Genomic DNA, 17,270 nt, shown 5'->3' with positions numbered 1-17,270 from the left:
GATGTCAGTCGATCGGATCCGCGGGGTCGCGACGCGGCAGACGGAAGCCCTCGGTGCTCCCGAGCGGAGAGGTCTCGAAGTCGGGGCGGTCGAGCCGGTCGTCGAACACGCGGTCCGACTCCGCCATCTCGGCCCGCCAGCGGTCGGTGCGCTCCTCCGCGAGCTCGTCGCGGTGCCGGGGCGACAGGAGCAGGATGGCGGCTCCGATCAGCACCTCGACACCGAGGGCGAGGGCGAACGGGAGCGGCGCCGGTCCGGTCTCCGCGAGCCGTCCGGGCCCGATCGAGCCCGAGGCGAGCACGCCGGCCACCGCGGCGACTCCCGCGGTCAGGGCGCCGATGCCTGCTGCGATCGCGACCCGCGGTGCCGCGCCGAGAGGAGTGCCCTCCCACACGAGGCGCGAGCGCACGACCCAGCCGGCGAACGCTCCGGCGCCGATCGGGAGGATCACCACGATCAACATCCAGATCGAGGTGTTCTCGGGGAGGAGGCCGAACAACGGGATCCCCGGGACGACGCCGAGCTGCGTTCCCGCGGGCGACACCGCGGTCCCCACGCCGACCGCGAAACCGGGGCCGGCGAGCCAGGAGACCGCCCACACGATCACGGTCGGGAGATAGGCGAGCTGACCGAGCGTGACGACGGTCGCACCGAGCGCGTCGACCCTCGTGGCCTGGAAGAGCGCGACGACCTCTCCCCCGCGGGTGAAGGTCATGAGCGCGACGGAGAGCGCGCCGACGGCGGTCACCGCGGTGACGGCGATCGCTGCGCCTCGGACGGCAGCGGCGGGCACCGGACCCCAGTCGCCCCACGAGTCGACGAGATCGTGGACCCGGTCGACCAGGCCGCCGTCGCCGTCCTCCCAGACCGCCCGGACGGCTCCGGACACGGCTCCGAGCAGATAGACGACCGGCGGCAGCATAATCGCGAGCGCGAGCGGCGTGTGCGCGGCGTCGAGTCGGGAGGTGAGCGCGACGACGACGGCGATCACCAGCATCGTCGCCGTCCCGGCGATGACCCCGAGCGGCCAGGCGCCGGCGCGGGCCGCCCGTGTCCCCGAGCGCGCGGCGAACAGCAGCGTGAACACCAGCAGCGCGAGCGGCGTGACCGAGAGCGTGAACGCGGCGGCCTCGGGGGCGACGCCCACGGCGCGGATCATGTCTGTCGACAGGTCGATGCCGAGCGGCGCCCCGTGGCCGAACTGCCAGAGCGTCCCGGTGATCGGCCAGAGCGCACCCCAGTCGGCGGCGCCGCCGAAGGCCAGCGTCCACAGCAGCGTCAGCGGAGCCAGCAGCACGGCGAGGCCGACCGCGGCCGCGATGGCGGCGTCGACGGCGGCGAGGATCGCGACGAGGAGGCGTTGCATAGCGTTTCGAGACTACGACGAGAAGGGCCGCCTCGCCCGCGGGCGCGCGCGAGGCGGCCGACACGATATCGTCTCCCACGGAGGTTTCCCGATGTCAACTGCCCCGTCCCCCACCCGCTCCACCGCACCGGTCAACGCCCTGGACCGCTTCTTCGAGATCAGCAAGCGCGGATCCACGATCGGCACCGAGATCCGAGGGGGCGTCGTGACGTTCGTCACGATGGCGTACATCGTGATCCTCAACCCGATCATCCTGTCGACGCCCGATGTCGACGGCAACACCCTCGCCGGCACGGCCGTCGCCGCCGCGACCGCTCTGACCGCCGGCGTCATGACGATCCTGTTCGGCCTGGTCACCCGGCTGCCGTTCGCGTTCGCCGCAGGCCTCGGCATCAACGCCTTCCTCGCCTTCTCGGTCGTCGGGTCCGTGACCTGGCCCGAGGCGATGGCGCTCGTCATGATCAACGGCGTCATCATCGTCCTGCTCGCCGCGACCGGTCTGCGCAAGATGATCTTCGACGCCGTGCCGGTGCAGCTCAAGCTCGCCATCACGGTCGGCATCGGCCTGTTCATCGCCTTCATCGGCTTCGTCAACGCGGGCTTCGTGACCGCGACGGGCAACCCCTCGCCTCCCGTCGACCTCGGCATCGGCGGCTCGGTGGCCTCGGTCCCGACCGTGCTGTTCGTCATCACCCTGCTGCTCGGCGGCGTGCTCACGGCGCTGCGCATCAAGGGCGCGATCCTCATCGCGCTGGTCGGCGGCACCGTGCTCGGGGGCATCGCGAACCTCATCTGGCCGTTCGGTCTGGACTTCGGGTTCACAGGCGCGATCGTCGGGCTCCCCGACCTCAGCCTCGTCGGACAGGTCGACTTCGGCTTCGATCTGTCCAAGGTGAGCGTCGTCGCCCTCGTCATGTTCGTCTTCACCCTGTTGTTCTCGAACTTCTTCGACGCCATGGGCACCATGACCGGCCTCGCCAAGGAGGCCGACCTCGCCGATGAGAAGGGCGACTTCCCGCGCATCAAGTCCGCGCTGGTCGTCGAGGGTCTCGGCGCGATCGCCGGAGGTGGCACGTCGTCGTCGTCCGCGACCGTGTTCGTCGAGTCGGGCGCCGGCATCGGAGAGGGTGCGCGCACCGGATTCGCGACCGTCATCACCGGGGCGATGTTCCTGCTGGCGATGTTCTTCACGCCGCTCACGTCGCTCGTGCCGGGGGCCGTCGCCGCCGCCGCACTGGTGCTCGTCGGCGCGCTGATGCTCGCTCAGATCAAGAACATCGACCTGAGCGACTTCCGGGTCCTGCTCCCGGTGTTCCTGACGGCGACGGTCATGCCGATGACGTACTCGATCGCCAACGGCATCGGTGCGGGCTTCGTGAGCTGGATCGTCGTGAACGCCCTGTCCGGTCGCGCGAAGACCATCCACCCGCTGCTCTGGGTCGTCGGTGTGGGCTTCGTGATCTTCTTCGCCCGCGGTCCGATCGAAGCGCTCTTCGGCGTCGGGATCTGACCCGCACACGCACGCACGGGAGGGGCGGATGCTGCGGCATCCGCCCCTCCTTCGTGTCCGCGACCGGCCTGGAGCCCCGAGACCGGGGATGCCGACGGCGGGCGTCGCTGGGCATGAGAAAGGCCCCGGGGTGGAGCCCGGGGCCTTCTCGTACAGCTTAGCGCGTCAGAGCGCTTCGATGATCTCGCGCATCAGGGCGGCGGTCTCGGACGGCGTCTTGCCGACCTTGACGCCGGCGGCCTCGAGGGCCTCCTTCTTGGCCTGCGCGGTGCCGGCGGAGCCCGAGACGATGGCGCCGGCGTGGCCCATGGTCTTGCCCTCGGGAGCCGTGAAGCCCGCGACGTAGCCGACGACCGGCTTGGTGACGTGCGCCTTGATGTAGTCGGCCGCACGCTCCTCGGCGTCGCCGCCGATCTCGCCGATCATGACGATCGCCTTGGTCTCGGGGTCGGCCTCGAACGCGGCGAGAGCGTCGATGTGCGTGGTGCCGATGACCGGGTCGCCGCCGATGCCGATGGCGGTCGAGAAGCCCAGGTCCCGCAGCTCGAACATCATCTGGTAGGTCAGGGTCCCCGACTTCGACACGAGGCCGATCGGGCCCTTGCCGGTGATGTTCGCGGGCGTGATGCCGACGAGCGCCTCACCGGGGGTGATGATGCCGGGGCAGTTCGGCCCGATGATGCGGGTCTTGTTGCCCTTGCTCTGGGCGTAGGCCCACGCCTCGGCCGAGTCGCCCACCGGGACGCCCTCGGTGATGACGACGAGCAGCGGGATCTCGGCGTCGATGGCCTCGATCATCGCGTCCTTCGTGAAGGCACCGGGCACGAAGGCGATCGACACGTCGGCGCCGGTCTCCTTCATGGCCTCGGCGACCGAGCCGAACACGGGCAGTTCGACGGCGGAGCCGTCCTTGTCGGTGTGCGAGACCGTGGTGCCGGCCTTGCGGGCGTTGACGCCGCCGACGACCTGGGTGCCGGCCTTGAGCATCAGTGCGGTGTGCTTGGTGCCCTCACCGCCGGTGATGCCCTGGACGATGACCTTGGAGTCCTTGTTGAGGTAGATCGACATTCTTCTCGTCCTTCAGTCTCAGGCGTTGGCGAGCTCGGCGGCCTTGTCGGCGCCCTCGTCCATGGTGGCGGCCAGGGTCACGAGCGGGTGCGCGTACTCCGCGAGGATCGCGCGTCCCTCCTCGACGCGGTTGCCGTCGAGACGCACGACGAGCGGCTTGGAGGCCGCGGAGCCGAGGGTCTCGAGGGCGCCCTTGATGCCGTTCGCGACGGCGTCGCAGGCGGTGATGCCGCCGAAGACGTTCACGAAGACGCTCTTGACCTGCGGGTCGCCGAGGATGACGTCGAGGCCGTTGGCCATGACCTCCGCCGAGGCGCCGCCGCCGATGTCGAGGAAGTTCGCGGGCTTGACGCCGTTGTGGTTCTCGCCGGCGTAGGCGACGACGTCGAGCGTCGACATGACGAGCCCCGCGCCGTTGCCGATGATGCCGACCTCGCCGTCGAGCTTCACGTAGTTGAGGCCCGACTTCTTGGCCTTGGCCTCGAGCGGGTCCGCGGCGTCCTTGTCCTCGAGCGCCTCGTGCTCCGGGTGACGGATCTCGGAGGCGTTGTCGTCGAGCGTGACCTTGCCGTCGAGGGCGATGATGTCGCCCTCCTCGGTGCGGACGAGCGGGTTGACCTCGACGAGCGTCGCGTCCTCGCCCTTGTAGACGTCGAAGAGCTTCACGAACACGTCGGAGACCTTCTCGACGAGGTCCTCCGGGAAGTTCGCGGCGCGGGCGATCTCGACAGCCTTCGCCTTGTCGATGCCGGTGAGCGGGTTGACCTCGACGCGCGCAAGCGCCTCGGGGCGCTCGACGGCGAGCTCCTCGATCTCCATGCCGCCCTCGACGGAGCACAGCGACAGGTACGAGCGGTTGGCGCGGTCGAGCAGCACGGAGAAGTAGAACTCCTCGGCGATGCGCGCGCCCTGCGCGACCATGACGCGCTTGACGACGTGGCCCTTGATGTCGAGGCCGAGGATGGCCTTCGCCGCCTCGTACGCCTCGTCGGGGGTCTTGGCGACCTTGACGCCGCCCGCCTTGCCGCGGCCGCCGGTCTTCACCTGGGCCTTGACGACGACGACGCCGCCGATCTTCTCGGCCGCCGCCCTCACCTCTTCGGGGGTGTCCGCGACGATGCCGGCGAGGACCGGCACTCCGTACTTCTCGAAAACGTCTCGTGCCTGGTACTCGTACAGATCCACTGTGGTTCCTTCACTGGGCTGCTGTCTGGTAATTCTCTCGATGTCGAGACATCGACCAGTCCCCCAGCCTACTACCTCGGCCTGGACGTCTCGGAGCGTCAGAACCACTGGCGCGAGGCCGCCGAGGTTCTAGGCTTTCGTCATGCGAGACTTCCCCGATTCGCGCGACGCCGTCGTCGCCGCCGCTCTCGAGCTGTTCCAGACCCAGGGCTTCGATCAGACCTCGGTCGAGCAGATCGCCAAGGCCGCCGGCGTCTCCCGGTCGACCTTCTTCCGCCAGTTCGGCGGCAAGGAGGACGTGGTGTTCGCCGACCACGAGGTGATGCTCGACCAGTTGCGGGGGTTCCTCGCGGAGGGTCACGACGACCCGTGGGGCGCGGTGTGCGCGGCATCCGAGTCCGTGTTCGCGCACTTCGCCCGCGATCCCGAGCTCGCCCGACGCCGCTACCAGGTGGTCCGCCAGGTGCCGGTGCTGCGGGAGCGCGAGATCATCACGGTGTTCCGCTACGAGCGGCTCTTCGACGAGTACCTGCGCAGCGCCCTGCCCGGCGTGGATCCGCTGGATGCCGTCGGCTTCGCCGCCCTCGTCACCGCGGTGCACAACCACGTGCTGCGACAGCTGCTCCGGGGCCGCAAGAAGGTGCCACTCTCGACGCTGCAGACCGCGCTCGGCGATGTGCGGCGTCGCTACGGCGTGCCCGCGGAGGCCGAGACGGGCGCACCGGACGACGTCGTGGTCGCCGTGTTCCCGCGGTCGATGCCCGTCGCGGAGATCACGCGGCGGCTGCGCTCCCAGCTCGACTGAGCCGCCCCGAGAGGGCTTCGTCGGCGGGTCCGCCACACTCTCCGCCGTGAAACCGAGTTTCGAGGAGTACGATACTCAGGTCCACGAAGGAGTCCCCATGAGCACCGAACCCTCCCCGCTCCCCGGCGAGAGCGTCTCGTCGTACGACATCACCGGACGCCAGGACAGCGACTACTACGCCGTCTTCGCCGACATCCCCGCCGCGGATCGCGAGGCGTGGGACCGCGCCAAGGCGTACATCGACGAGGTCGGCCCGCAGATGGCCGAGGCCTGGAACCGCGCGGAGTACCCGCTCGACGCCGCTCGACGCATGGGTGAGATGGACCTCGTGGTCGACGGCATCGAGCACCCCTCGCTCACGCACTTCTCCCCGCTGGCCGCGGGACTCGTCAACATGGAGATCTCGCGCGGCGACGGATCGCTCGGCACCGTCCTGGCCGTGCAGGGCGGCCTCGCGTTGCGCACCCTCGCGCTGTTCGGCTCGCCCGCGCAGCAGGAGCGCTGGCTCACCGGACTCGCCGACGGCTCGGTGCTCGGATCGTTCGCCCTCACCGAGCCCGACCACGGCTCCGACTCCGTGTCGCTCGAGACCGTGGCCCGCCGCGACGGCGAGGAGTGGGTGCTCCGCGGCGCGAAGAAGTGGATCGGGAACGGCGCCTCCGGCGGCATCACGTTCGTGTGGGCACGGGTCGACGACGAGTCCGCGGCCGAGCACGGCGCCGTGCGCTGCTTCCTCGTCGAGCAGGAGGCCCCCGGGTACACGGGCACCGTCATCCCCGGCAAGGCGTCACTGCGCGCGATCCACCAAGCGCACATCCGCCTCGACGACGTGCGCGTGCCGCTCGACGCCGTGCTCCCCGGCACGAAGAGCTTCAAGGACGCCTCGACCGTGCTGTACGCCACCCGCTCGGGTGTCGCGTGGTCGGCGCTGGGCCACGCGACCGCCTGCTACGAGGCCGCCCTCGCCTACGCCACCCAGCGCGTGCAGTTCGGCAAGCCGCTCGCGAAGTTCCAGATGGTGCAGGAGCGGCTCACCCACATGCTGGAGGAGCTCACGGCCATGCAGCTGTACTGCCGCCGCCTCGCCGACCTCGAGACCGCGGGAGAGCTGCGCCCGACGCAGGCCTCGCTCGCCAAGTTCCACAACACGCGCGCCGCGCGTCGTGTCGCCGGCATCGCCCGCGATCTGCTCGGCGGCAACGGCATCCTGCTCGAGAACGGCGTGATGCAGCACATGGCCGACATCGAGGCGATCCACACCTACGAGGGCACCGAGAGCGTTCAGGCGCTGCTGCTCGGCCGCGACATCACCGGGATGAGCGCGTTCGTCTAAGCACGTGGCGTCGCGTCACCGGCCCCGGCCGCGCGCGTGCCGCTCACGGCTCGCTGTCGATCCCGCGAAGGTCTGCACGACGAGCACGAGGAGCAGTGCCGCGACCGGCACGACCCAGCCTCCGACCGCGGCGTGCAGCAGGCCGAGACCGATCGGGCCGACTCCCGCGATCAGGTAGCCGACGCCCTGCGCCATGGTCGACAGGTGGGCCGTGTGCGCGGCGTCCGGTGCGCGCAGCACGATGTACGTCAGCGACAGCGAGATCGTCGCGCCCTGACCGAATCCGAGCATCGTCATCCACAACCACGCCGCCGCACCGGCGGGAGCGAGGAGCAGACCGAGCAGACCGGCTGCGCACAGCACGCCGGCGATCAGCACGGGCAGCCACCCGGGACGGATACCGCGCATGACCACGGGCACGAGCAGCGCGGCTGCGATCCCGGGAAGGCTCGAGTACGACAGCAGCAGCCCTGCGTCGGATGCCGATACCCCGGCGTCCTGAAGCATGCTCGGGATCCAGGTGAGGGCCGCGTAGTAGCTCAAGCTCTGCAGCCCCATGAATGCGGTGACGGCCCACGCGACCGGATCACGCAGCAGCCGCGACAGCCGCGGCTCGTCGAGCGGTTCGACGATCGCATCGTCCGGACGACCGCCGCGGGACGGTCCCGGCCCCTTGAGGGCGCGTGGCAGCCACGCCAGGAGCGCGAGCACCGCGGGGATCGCCCAGACCCCGAGGGCGCCGCGCCACGAGCCGTCGAGGGCGGTCAGGAGCGGCACCGTGAACGCCGCGGCCGCGGCCGCGCCGAGGAACAGCGACGTCGAGTAGAGCCCCATCATGAGTCCGACACGGTGTGCGAAATCCTGCTTGATCACGGCCGGCATGCACACGTTCGCCACTGCGATTCCTGCGCCCACGAGAACGGTGCCGCCGAAGAGCGCGGCGGCGGAGGGGAGCAGGCGGATGCCGATCCCCACGGCCACGACGATCATCGTGGCGGCGAGCAGACGGTGCAGCCCAATCGCGCGGGTGAGCGCCGGTGTGAGGAACGCGAAAGCGCCGAACGCGAAGACCGGGATCGTCGTGAGGAGACCGGCCACCGCAGGGGGCATGGCAAGATCGTGCTCGATCTCGACGAGCACGGGACCGACCGACACCACGCCCATCCTCAGGTTCAGCGCGATCAGCAGCAGCGCCACCCCGACGTACAGCCCCAGGAACGTCGCGCCGCGTCGGTCCGACGGCATCTCTACGGGGATGGGGGCTGTGTCGGGAGATCCGTGCGTCATGGTCATGCCTCGATTCCAGCATCGGCCCGTAGCGGAGTGAAACACGTAGACTGCGCTGACATGTCGAATACCCGCCAGCCGTCGCGCGTCGTCGATCTGCACCTCGTCGACTTCGACTCGATCGCGGATCTGCCGACCGAGGGCGCCTACCGCTTCGCGCACGCCGAGACCTCGCCGCGCCACGCCCACCCCCTCGGACATCTCGTGCACGCCGCCTCCGGGGTGCTGTCGCTGCTCACCGACGAGGGCGCCTGGATCGCGCCGTCGACCCGGTTCGCCTGGGTGCCCGCCGGGGCGGAGCACCGGCATCGAGCGCACGGACGCACGGACATGCGGATCGTGCATCTGGACGACGCCCTGGCGGAGGCGCTGCCCACCGGCCCCGCCGTACTCGTCGCCACACGGCTCGCCCGGGAAGCCTTCCTCGCCATGACGTCAGGGCAGCCACGGAGCGCGAACGCACTGGAGCATCTGCGCCGAGTGCTCGTCGACGAGGTCGTCACCGCGCCGGAGCAGCCTCTGCACCTCCCGGAGCCCCACGACGCCCGACTGAGGCGTGCGGCGCGTGTGGTCGAGGACGATCTCTCCACCCCGCTGACGCTCCGCGAGGTCGCCGCACGCATCCACGCGACCGAGAGGACCCTGAGCCGCCTGTTCCCGCTCGAGACCGGCATGGGCTACCGGCAATGGCGTCTTCAGCTTCGCGTGCACAGAGCACTCGTGCTGCTCGCGGAGGGGGCGAGTGTGACCGACACGGCAGCCGCCTGCGGCTGGGCGACGACCAGCCTGTTCATCCAGCAGTTCACACCGCTCGTCGGCACCACGCCCGGACGTTACCGTCTCTCCCAGGTCACCGGGTGACCGTGGGGGCGCGCCTCAGTCGCAGCCGCAGCCGCCGGCGGGCGTCTTCACCATGAAGCACACGTCGCATACGCCGTAGTCGCGCTCGACCGGCTTCGGCGCGGCCGCGACACGCGGTGCCGCCGGCGTGCGCGGGGTCGAGGTCCGCTTCGCCTTGACGGGTGCGATCGGGCGGAACTCGCTGGGATGCGTGACGTAGAAGTACGGCGCGCGCCCCTCGCTCTCCCGCAGCCGCAGCGCCGTGGAGCCGACGACGACGAGCTCGTCCTCGGTGAAGCCGTTCGTGTAGGTCCTGCCGATGTGGAGGCTCGCGCCGGCGCCGCGGCGGATCGCCTCGATGTACCGACCGCGGTCGATGTAGGAGGAGATTCCGACCGCATCCATGATCGCCGTGATGAACTCATGGTTCTCCTCGGCGATGCGGTGCGCTCGCAGCGCCTCACGCAGGGAGCGGTACGGACGGGAGGTTCCGGTGGGGGTCGGGCCCTGGACTTCGTTCATCCCTTCCAGGATCTCACGATCCGACGTGGAAGACTGGCCGCATGGTGCGCGCGACGATCATCGGCTCCGGCCCGAACGGCCTCGCAGCGGGGGTCGCCCTCGCCCGAGCGGGATACGAGGTCCGCGTGCTCGAGGCCGCGGAGACGATCGGCGGCGGCGTCCGGAGCCTCGAGAGCACCCTGCCGGGCTTCGTCCACGACGTGTGCTCGGCCGTGCATCCGGCGGCTCTGTCCTCACCCTTCTTCCGCGCCTTCGGGCTCGCCGAGCGGATCGAGTGGATCACTCCCGAGATCTCGTACGCCCACCCGCTCGACGACGGACGCGCCGGGGTCGCCTGGCACGACATCGAGCGCACGGCCGCAGGACTGGGCGTCGACGGACGAGCCTGGCTGGGCCTGCTGCGCCCGCTGAGCCGGCACATCGAGGGCGTCGTCGACTTCACCGGCAACCAGATGCTGCGGATCCCCCGCGAGCCCGTCACCGCCCTGCGCTTCGCGCTGCGGATGCTGGATCAGGGGACGCCGCTCGCGACGCGGACCTTCCGCACGGACGAGGCGGCCGGGCTGATCTCGGGCGTCCTCGCGCACGCTCCCGCCCGGATGCCGTCGCTCGCCGCGAGCGCGGCCGGTCTCCTTCTCGCCGCGCAGGGCCACGCGGGCGGTTGGGCCTACCCGCGCGGGGGCGCGCAGCGCATCGCCGACAGCATGGTCGCCGACATCGAAGCGCACGGCGGCACGGTCGAGACCGGCGCGCACGTCACCGATCTCGGCGTCCTCGACTGGGGAGACCCCGACGCCGGAGACCTGCTCCTGCTCAACACCTCCCCCCGGCTCACGCTCACGCACCCCGACATCCCCTCGCGGTACGCGAGGGCCATCCAGGGCTACCGGTACGGCGCGGCGGCCGCCAAGGTCGACTTCGCCCTCGACGGGCCCGTCCCCTGGTCCAACGCCGACGTCGCGCAGGCGCCGACCGTGCACCTCGGCGGCTCCGCGGCGGAGGTGCGGGCGAGCGAGAACGCCGTGGCCCGTGGCACCGTGACCGAGCACCCCTATGTGCTCACGGTGCAGCCCTCGGTGTTCGATCCGACCCGCGCCCCCGAGGGCAAGGCCGTCCTGTGGGCGTACATCCACGTGCCGGCGAGCTCCGACCTCGACGCGACCGAGCTCGTCACCAGGCAGGTCGAGAGGTTCGCCCCCGGGTTCCGCGACCGGATCCTCGCGCACCACGCCGTGCCGGCGTCGGCCCGTCACGCGCTCAACCCCGCCGAGATCGGCGGCGACATCCTCGGCGGTGCGTTCACGATCGCCCAGGCCCTGCGCCGCCCGGTGCTGAGCACCGCCCCGTGGCGCACTCCGATGAAAGGCGTGTACCTCGCGTCGGCGTCGACACCGCCGGGACCGGGCGTGAACGGCATGGCCGGCTGGCACGCGGCCCGCACCGCGCTGCGGGACGCCGGGGAGCGCGTCGACCTCGACGACCTGTTCCGACCCCCTTCTGCCGTCGCCTCCTGACGGCCAGGATGGGGTCATGCGCTACGAGATCCCCTCCCCCATGCTCGCCAAGGCCGCGGCATCGGTCCCCGATCCCGCGAAGACCCCCGGAGGCCTGCTGTTCGAACCGAAGTGGGACGGGTTCCGCGGGCTGATCGCCTGGGACGGCGAGACCGTCGAGATCGGCTCGCGCGGGGCGAAGCCGCTGACCCGCTACTTCCCGGAGCTCGTCGAGGCGATACCCCGGTTGCTCCCCGAACCGTGCCTGCTCGACGGTGAGATCGTCGTCGCGACCGGCCCGACCGGCGCGCAGCGCCTCGACTGGGAGGCGCTCAGCCAGCGCATCCACCCTGCCGCCTCCCGGGTCGCGAAGCTCGCGGACGAGACCCCGGCGATGTTCATCGCGTTCGACCTGCTCGCACACGGCGATGACGACCTGCGGGATACGCCGTTCTCGGAGCGGCGCGCCCGCCTCGAAGAGCTCCTGGACGGCGTCGACCACCCGCTGCACATCACCCGCACGACCCGCGACCGCGACGCCGCCGTGCGCTGGCTCGCCGAGTTCGAGGGCGCGGGGCTCGACGGCGTGGTCGCCAAACCGCTGGACCAGCCGTACGCCCCCGGCAAGCGCACTCTCATCAAGGTCAAGCACGCGCGCACGGCCGACGTCGTGGCCCTCGGCTACCGCATCCACAAGTCCGGTTCAGGCGTGGGCTCGCTGCTCGTCGGGCTCTACGACGGCGACGGCGTGCTGCGTCAGGTGGGCGGCGTGGCCGCGTGGAGCGACGAACGCCGGCAGGAGCTCGTCGACGAGCTGGCGCCGCTCGTCGAGCGCGACGACACCGGCGCGGCGATCACGGGCGAGGGCGAGCGCTCGCGGTTCAGCGGCGGGAAGGACGTGTCGTTCGTTCGTCTGCGCCCCGAGCTCGTGCTCGAGGTGCGCTACGACCAGTTGGAGGGTGCGCGGTTCCGACACACCGTGCAGTTCGAGCGCTGGCGTCACGACCGCGAGGCTCGCTCGTGCACGTACGAGCATCTCGAGACCGTCGCGGGCTACGACCTCGCCGACGTGATCGGCTGAGCCTCAGCCGTCGATCGGGTCGCCGTTCTCGTCCCAGTGCGCCGCGACCTTCTTGCTCGGCTGCACGCGCGGCGGCTCCCCGGGCATCTTCGGGAACTCGGGTGGGAACGACAGTTCGCCCAGACCGTCGGACACATCGCGCTCCCACCACTCGAGCAGCACGTCGATGCGCCCGGGACCGGTCTGCGCCTCCGCCCAGGGGTCGCCGACCGTCTGCAGCCTCGCAGGGATGCTGCGCACCGTGAACGCGGCCGGGTCGAGCCCGTCGAGCTCCTCCCAGTGCACGGGGGTCGAGACCGTCGCCGTGGGCAGCGCCCGCGGACTGTAGGCGCCCGCCATCGTGCGGTCGCGGTTCGCCTGGTTGAAGTCGATGAAGATGCGCTCGCCGCGCTCCTCCTTCCACCAGTTCATCGTCACTTGCTCGGGCATCCGTCGCTCCAGCTCGCGACCGGCGGCGATCACCGCATGGCGCACGTCGAGGAACTCGTGGGTCGGCTCGATCGGCGCGAACACGTGCAGACCGCGGTTGCCGCTCGTCTTCGCGAACGCCTCGAGGCCCGCCTCGCGCAGCACCTCGCGCAGCGCGTGCGCCGCCGTGACGGCATCCGCGAACGTGGTTCCCGGCTGCGGGTCGAGGTCGATACGCAGCTCGACCGGGTTGTCGGGATCGGTCGCCAGGGACGCCCACGGGTGGAAGACGATCGTGTTCATCTGCGCGGCCCACACGATCGCGCTCGGGCGGTTCAGCACGATCTGCGGATGCCGTCGCCCGCTGTTGTACGTGACGGTCACGGCGTCCACGAAGTCGGGCGTGCCCTTCGGCGGGTTCTTCGAGAAGAAGCCGTCGGGCTTCGACCCCGCCGCGCCCACGCCATCGCGGAAGCGCTCCAACGAGACGGGACGGTTCCCGTTCGCCGCGAGGAACGGCACGCTCACGACCTGGAAGTACTCCGCGAGCTCGGCCTTCGTGATGCCCTCATCGGGCCAGACGAGCTTGTTCGGACTCGAGAGCACGACCTCGCGATCGCCATCGGGGTCGGCGACGGACAGGGTCACGCGTTCGGAGGCCATGCTCCGACCCTAGGGCGCGGGTGCGACGGACGGTAGCCCCGCCACCGCCGGCGGGCGTCAGTCGCCGAGGTCGACCGCGAGAACGAGCACCGGGGCGAGAGCCTCACGTTCCACCACGAGCGTCGGACCGGCCGAGTCGATGATCACTCCGGCCATCTCGGAGTGACCGGCGAGGAGCTTCGCGAGCTGCTCGGGATCGAAGGGCAGCGGACGGTCGTTGCGTCCGAGGGCGATGACCTCGAGCGGATGCGTGAACAGCTGCAGGAAGCGCCGCCCGTCGGTGGTCTGCGCCTCGGCGATGCCGGGCTGGCCCGTTCCCGTGCCCTCGTTCACCGCGACCCACATGCGCTTGGTCGCGAGGGCCTCACCGACCCTGGTCGCGGTGTCCTGCCCACGAGGTGCCGCGAGGATCGTCTTGACCGTCATCTCGACGTCAGCCTGCTCCAGGGTCTTCTCGAGCAGCTCCGTCGGGAACACCACGCGGTGCGGCGCCGAGGCGTTGTCGACGATCAGACCCGCGAAGTCCCCCACGACGACCTGCTGGAGCACCGAGGTGACGGGCTGGGCGACGGCCGACGTCGCGGTCGGGTCCTTCTCGAGCTGCACGGAATCCCGGACCGCCGCGGCCGAGCTGAACGCGAGCATGAACTGGCGCTCGCCGTCGCGCACGACGGCGACCGAGAGCGGCTTGCCCTCACTGATCTGCGCGCGCGCATCGCCGTTGACACGGATGTAGAGGTGCCCCTGCAGCGCCTGGCGGAGCACGCCCAGGAGCTGCTCGTTGGAGGCGCCCTGCTCGATCTCCGCGAGGGCCTCGCGGAGCAGCACGTTGTCCTTCATGCCGGGGACCGTCTCGGTCTGCTCGGGCGGAAGCGGCGCCGCGAGCGGAAGTCGCCGCTCCGGTGCCGCCTCGACGACGGGTGCGGCCGACACGGGAGCCACGGGTGCACCGAACGACGTGCCCGCGGACGGGACGGGCTCTTCCGCCGGGAGCGAGACCGCGGGTCCGGCCTGGGCTCCGACACCACGGAATGCCTGCACCGAGATGCCGATGGCCGGCGCGGTCTCGACCGTCTCCGCGGACTCGACGGGACCGTCGGACTCGACCGTCGCCTCGGCGGATGCGGTCGTGTCCGTCTCGTCCGGCTCGGCGACGACGTCGTCGGCGGACTTCTTGCGGCGGGAGAACAGGGCCATATCAGCCAGCCTAACCCGCAGAACCTCTAGATCTTCTCGATCGGAGCGACCTTGATGAGCAGCTTCTTCTGACCGGCCGAGTCGAACCGCACGTGCGCGATGCGCTTCGCGCCCTCACCCGTCACCGCGTCGACGCGGCCCTCGCCGAAGTCGGAGTGCCGGATGCGGTCGCCCGCGGAGAGTTCGAGGTCGCCGTTGTCGCGCATCTTGGCGGTCACGCGGTTCGGGAACTTGTCCATCGCGGTCGACAGGGGCTTGAGCGCATCGCGGCCGGGAAGCGGCTTGACGCCGAAGCGGTCGTTCGAGCCGCTTCCGCCGAAGCCTCCGGCGCGACGGGCGTTCAGTGCTCGCGACTGCATGCCGCCTCGGGAGTTCACATCGCCCGGCGACTGGCGCCAGTCGATGAGGCCGGCGGGGATCTCCTGCAGGAAGCGGCTGGGCATCGCGACCGACACCTCGCCGAACTGCGCGCGGGTCATCGCGAGCGACAGGTGCAGACGCTTGCGCGCCCGGGTGATCCCGACGTAGAACAGTCGACGCTCCTCCTGCGGACCGCCCGGCTCCCCCGCCGAGATGCGGTGCGGGATGAGGTCCTCCTCGACGCCGGTCACGAACACCGCGTCGTACTCGAGGCCCTTGGCCGTGTGCATGGTCATGAGGGAGACGGTGCCCGACTCGTCGTCGAGGTCGTCGGCATCGGAGACCAGGGCCACCTCGGTGAGGAAGTCGACGATCGTGCCCTCGGGGTTGTTGCGCGCGAAGTCCCGTGCGACGGCGACGAACTCGTCGAGGTTCTCGACGCGCGCCTCATCCTGCGGATCGCGGCTCGCACGGAGGGAGTCCAGGTAGCCGCTCTTCGAGAGCAGCACGCCGAGTCCGTCGGCGACCGAGGTGGGTGGGGGCACCTCGCCGGACGCCGGGAGCATGATCTCGGTGGCCTCGGCGAGCGTGGCGTCGAGCTGCGCGATAGCGGCCTGGATCTTCGGTCCGACGCCGAGCTGTCCCGGCACCGAGAGCGCCTGGCGGAAGGTGATGCCGTGCTCCTCGGCGAAGCGCGCGATCGCGGTCTCTGTCACGTCGCCGATGCCGCGACGGGGCTTGTTGAGGATGCGGCGCACCGCCATCTCGTCGGCGGGGTTCGCCACGGCGACGAGGTACGCGAGGGCGTCCTTGATCTCGGCGCGCTCGTAGAACTTCGTGCCGCCCATGATCTTGTACGGCACGGCCGAGCGGATGAAGATCTCCTCCAGCGCACGGGACTGCGAGTTCGTGCGGTAGAAGACCGCCATCTCGGCGTAGGGCATACCCGCGCGACGCAGCTGCTCGACCTCGTCGGCCACGAACTGGGCCTCGTCGTGCTGCGAGTAGCCGGTGAACCCGATGATCTTGTCACCGTCGCCCTTGTCGCTCCAGAGCTTCTTGTCCTTGCGATCGAAGTTGTTGCCGATCACGGAGTTCGCCGCCGACAGGATGTTCTGCGTCGACCGGTAGTTCTGCTCGAGGAGCACGACGCGCGCGCCCGGGAAATCGCGCTCGAACTCGCTGATGTTGCGGATGTCGGCGCCGCGGAAGGCGTAGATCGACTGGTCGGAGTCGCCGACGACGGTGAGCGACGCCCCTTCGAGCTCGGGAGTCGTCTCCGGTTCGAAGATCATCATGCCGTTCGAGGCATACGGGTCGGGAGCGTCGCCCGACACGGGCCTCGTCAGCTCGTGGATCAGCGCGTACTGGGCGTGGTTCGTGTCCTGGTACTCGTCGACGAGGATGTGGCGGAAGCGGCGGCGATAGGTGTCGGCGACCTGCGGGAACGCCCGGAACAGATAGACCGTCTGCCCGATCAGGTCGTCGAAATCGAAGGCGTTGGCCTTCTGCAGCTGGCGCTGATAGTCGGTGAAGAGCTCGACGAAGATCCGCTCGGCGGGGTCGCTCATGTTCGCCTGGCGCGCGTAGGCCTCGGCATCCGACAGCTCGTTCTTGAGCTTCGAGATGCGCGACTGCACCGAGGCCGGGGTCAGACCGTAGGCGTCCGCCTCGTGCTCCTTGACGAGGCGCTTGATGAGCGCACGCGAATCGCCGGAGTCGTAGATCGTGAACGACTTCGTGAAGCCGAACTGCTGCGCCTCGCGGCGGAGGATCCGGACGCAGGCGGAGTGGAACGTCGAGATCCACATCCCTCGCGCCGCGTCGCCGATGATCCCCTCGACGCGCTCGCGCATCTCGCCCGCGGCCTTGTTCGTGAAGGTGATCGCGAGGATCTGGCTTGGCCACGCCTCGCGCGACCGCAGCAGCGAGGCGATGCGCCGCGTGAGCACGCTGGTCTTGCCCGATCCTGCGCCGGCGACGATGAGCAGCGCCGGACCGCGATAGGTCACGGCCTCGAGCTGCTGCGGGTTGAGACCGGCGAGGAGGTCGTCCTGCCCCTCGGCCCCCGAGGAGCGCGGGCCGACGGATCCGGGAACGATGAGCGGGGCTTCTGTCATGACCTTAAGAGTCTAGGCCGAGGCACCGACAC

Annotated in this window: 14 protein-coding genes; 6 read left to right on the top strand and 8 right to left on the bottom strand. The window is 70.4% G+C overall.

Annotated features, from left to right (window positions below; all coding sequences use genetic code 11):
- Nucleotides 1-4: 4 nt before the first annotated feature.
- Nucleotides 5-1,366 (bottom strand): DUF6350 family protein, encoded by a 1,362-nt coding sequence (locus ACIPY8_RS05795; RefSeq protein ID WP_400815954.1) that lies wholly within the window; start codon nucleotides 1,364-1,366, stop codon nucleotides 5-7.
- Nucleotides 1,367-1,457: 91 nt separating this feature from the next.
- Between ACIPY8_RS05795 and ACIPY8_RS05790 the strand changes: the two genes are divergently transcribed.
- Nucleotides 1,458-2,876 (top strand): NCS2 family permease, encoded by a 1,419-nt coding sequence (locus ACIPY8_RS05790; RefSeq protein WP_400815951.1) that lies wholly within the window; start codon nucleotides 1,458-1,460, stop codon nucleotides 2,874-2,876.
- Between the two features lie 165 nt (nucleotides 2,877-3,041).
- Here ACIPY8_RS05790 and sucD read toward each other — a convergent pair whose 3' ends face one another.
- Together sucD and sucC are read right to left on the bottom strand one after the other, a co-directional pair.
- Complete coding sequence (gene sucD, locus ACIPY8_RS05785; protein WP_400815950.1) at nucleotides 3,042-3,944, bottom strand: succinate--CoA ligase subunit alpha; 903 nt, start codon at nucleotides 3,942-3,944, stop codon at nucleotides 3,042-3,044.
- 18 nt (nucleotides 3,945-3,962) lie between these two features.
- Nucleotides 3,963-5,129 carry an ADP-forming succinate--CoA ligase subunit beta gene (sucC, locus tag ACIPY8_RS05780; RefSeq protein WP_400815948.1) on the bottom strand — a complete coding sequence of 389 codons (1,167 nt, stop codon included), beginning with the start codon at nucleotides 5,127-5,129 and terminating at the stop codon, nucleotides 3,963-3,965.
- Nucleotides 5,130-5,271: 142 nt separating this feature from the next.
- On the opposite strand from sucC, the gene ACIPY8_RS05775 reads away from it, so the two are divergent.
- Entirely contained in the window at nucleotides 5,272-5,934 is a 663-nt protein-coding gene (locus ACIPY8_RS05775) for a TetR/AcrR family transcriptional regulator (protein WP_400815945.1), read from the top strand.
- Nucleotides 5,935-6,031: 97 nt separating this feature from the next.
- Nucleotides 6,032-7,267, top strand: a complete 1,236-nt coding sequence (locus ACIPY8_RS05770; protein WP_400815943.1) for an acyl-CoA dehydrogenase family protein — start codon at nucleotides 6,032-6,034, stop codon at nucleotides 7,265-7,267.
- Between the two features lie 15 nt (nucleotides 7,268-7,282).
- On the opposite strand, the gene ACIPY8_RS05765 is transcribed toward ACIPY8_RS05770, so the two are convergent.
- Nucleotides 7,283-8,560, bottom strand: coding sequence for a CynX/NimT family MFS transporter (locus ACIPY8_RS05765; protein ID WP_400815941.1), 1,278 nt, complete (start codon nucleotides 8,558-8,560; stop codon nucleotides 7,283-7,285).
- 54 nt (nucleotides 8,561-8,614) lie between these two features.
- Between ACIPY8_RS05765 and ACIPY8_RS05760 the strand changes: the two genes are divergently transcribed.
- Complete coding sequence (locus ACIPY8_RS05760; protein ID WP_400815938.1) at nucleotides 8,615-9,415, top strand: AraC family transcriptional regulator; 801 nt, start codon at nucleotides 8,615-8,617, stop codon at nucleotides 9,413-9,415.
- A 15-nt stretch (nucleotides 9,416-9,430) separates the two neighbouring features.
- On the opposite strand, the gene ACIPY8_RS05755 is transcribed toward ACIPY8_RS05760, so the two are convergent.
- Nucleotides 9,431-9,916, bottom strand: a complete 486-nt coding sequence (locus ACIPY8_RS05755) for a hypothetical protein (RefSeq protein ID WP_400815936.1) — start codon at nucleotides 9,914-9,916, stop codon at nucleotides 9,431-9,433.
- A gap of 41 nt (nucleotides 9,917-9,957) precedes the next feature.
- Between ACIPY8_RS05755 and ACIPY8_RS05750 the strand changes: the two genes are divergently transcribed.
- A complete protein-coding gene (locus ACIPY8_RS05750) occupies nucleotides 9,958-11,430 on the top strand; it encodes a phytoene desaturase family protein (protein WP_400815934.1) in 1,473 nt (490 codons plus the stop codon).
- Between the two features lie 16 nt (nucleotides 11,431-11,446).
- Nucleotides 11,447-12,490, top strand: a complete 1,044-nt coding sequence (locus ACIPY8_RS05745; RefSeq protein ID WP_400815932.1) for an ATP-dependent DNA ligase — start codon at nucleotides 11,447-11,449, stop codon at nucleotides 12,488-12,490.
- A 3-nt stretch (nucleotides 12,491-12,493) separates the two neighbouring features.
- Here the strand turns inward: ACIPY8_RS05745 and ligD are convergent, their stop codons facing one another.
- Genes ligD through ACIPY8_RS05730 form a run of 3 tightly spaced genes read right to left on the bottom strand, consistent with a single transcriptional unit; the run spans nucleotide 12,494 to nucleotide 17,238 of the window.
- Nucleotides 12,494-13,561: a non-homologous end-joining DNA ligase gene (gene ligD / locus ACIPY8_RS05740; RefSeq protein WP_400815929.1), complete on the bottom strand. Its 1,068-nt coding sequence runs from the start codon at nucleotides 13,559-13,561 to the stop codon at nucleotides 12,494-12,496.
- Between the two features lie 57 nt (nucleotides 13,562-13,618).
- Nucleotides 13,619-14,758, bottom strand: a complete 1,140-nt coding sequence (locus tag ACIPY8_RS05735; RefSeq protein WP_400815927.1) for an SseB family protein — start codon at nucleotides 14,756-14,758, stop codon at nucleotides 13,619-13,621.
- A 26-nt stretch (nucleotides 14,759-14,784) separates the two neighbouring features.
- Complete coding sequence (locus ACIPY8_RS05730; RefSeq protein WP_400815925.1) at nucleotides 14,785-17,238, bottom strand: ATP-dependent helicase; 2,454 nt, start codon at nucleotides 17,236-17,238, stop codon at nucleotides 14,785-14,787.
- Between the last annotated feature and the right edge of the window lie 32 nt (nucleotides 17,239-17,270).

It is taken from the genome of Microbacterium sp. NPDC089696, assembly GCF_044749125.1.
GTDB lineage: Bacteria > Actinomycetota > Actinomycetes > Actinomycetales > Microbacteriaceae > Microbacterium.
This window is presented reverse-complemented; position numbering and strand designations above follow the sequence as displayed.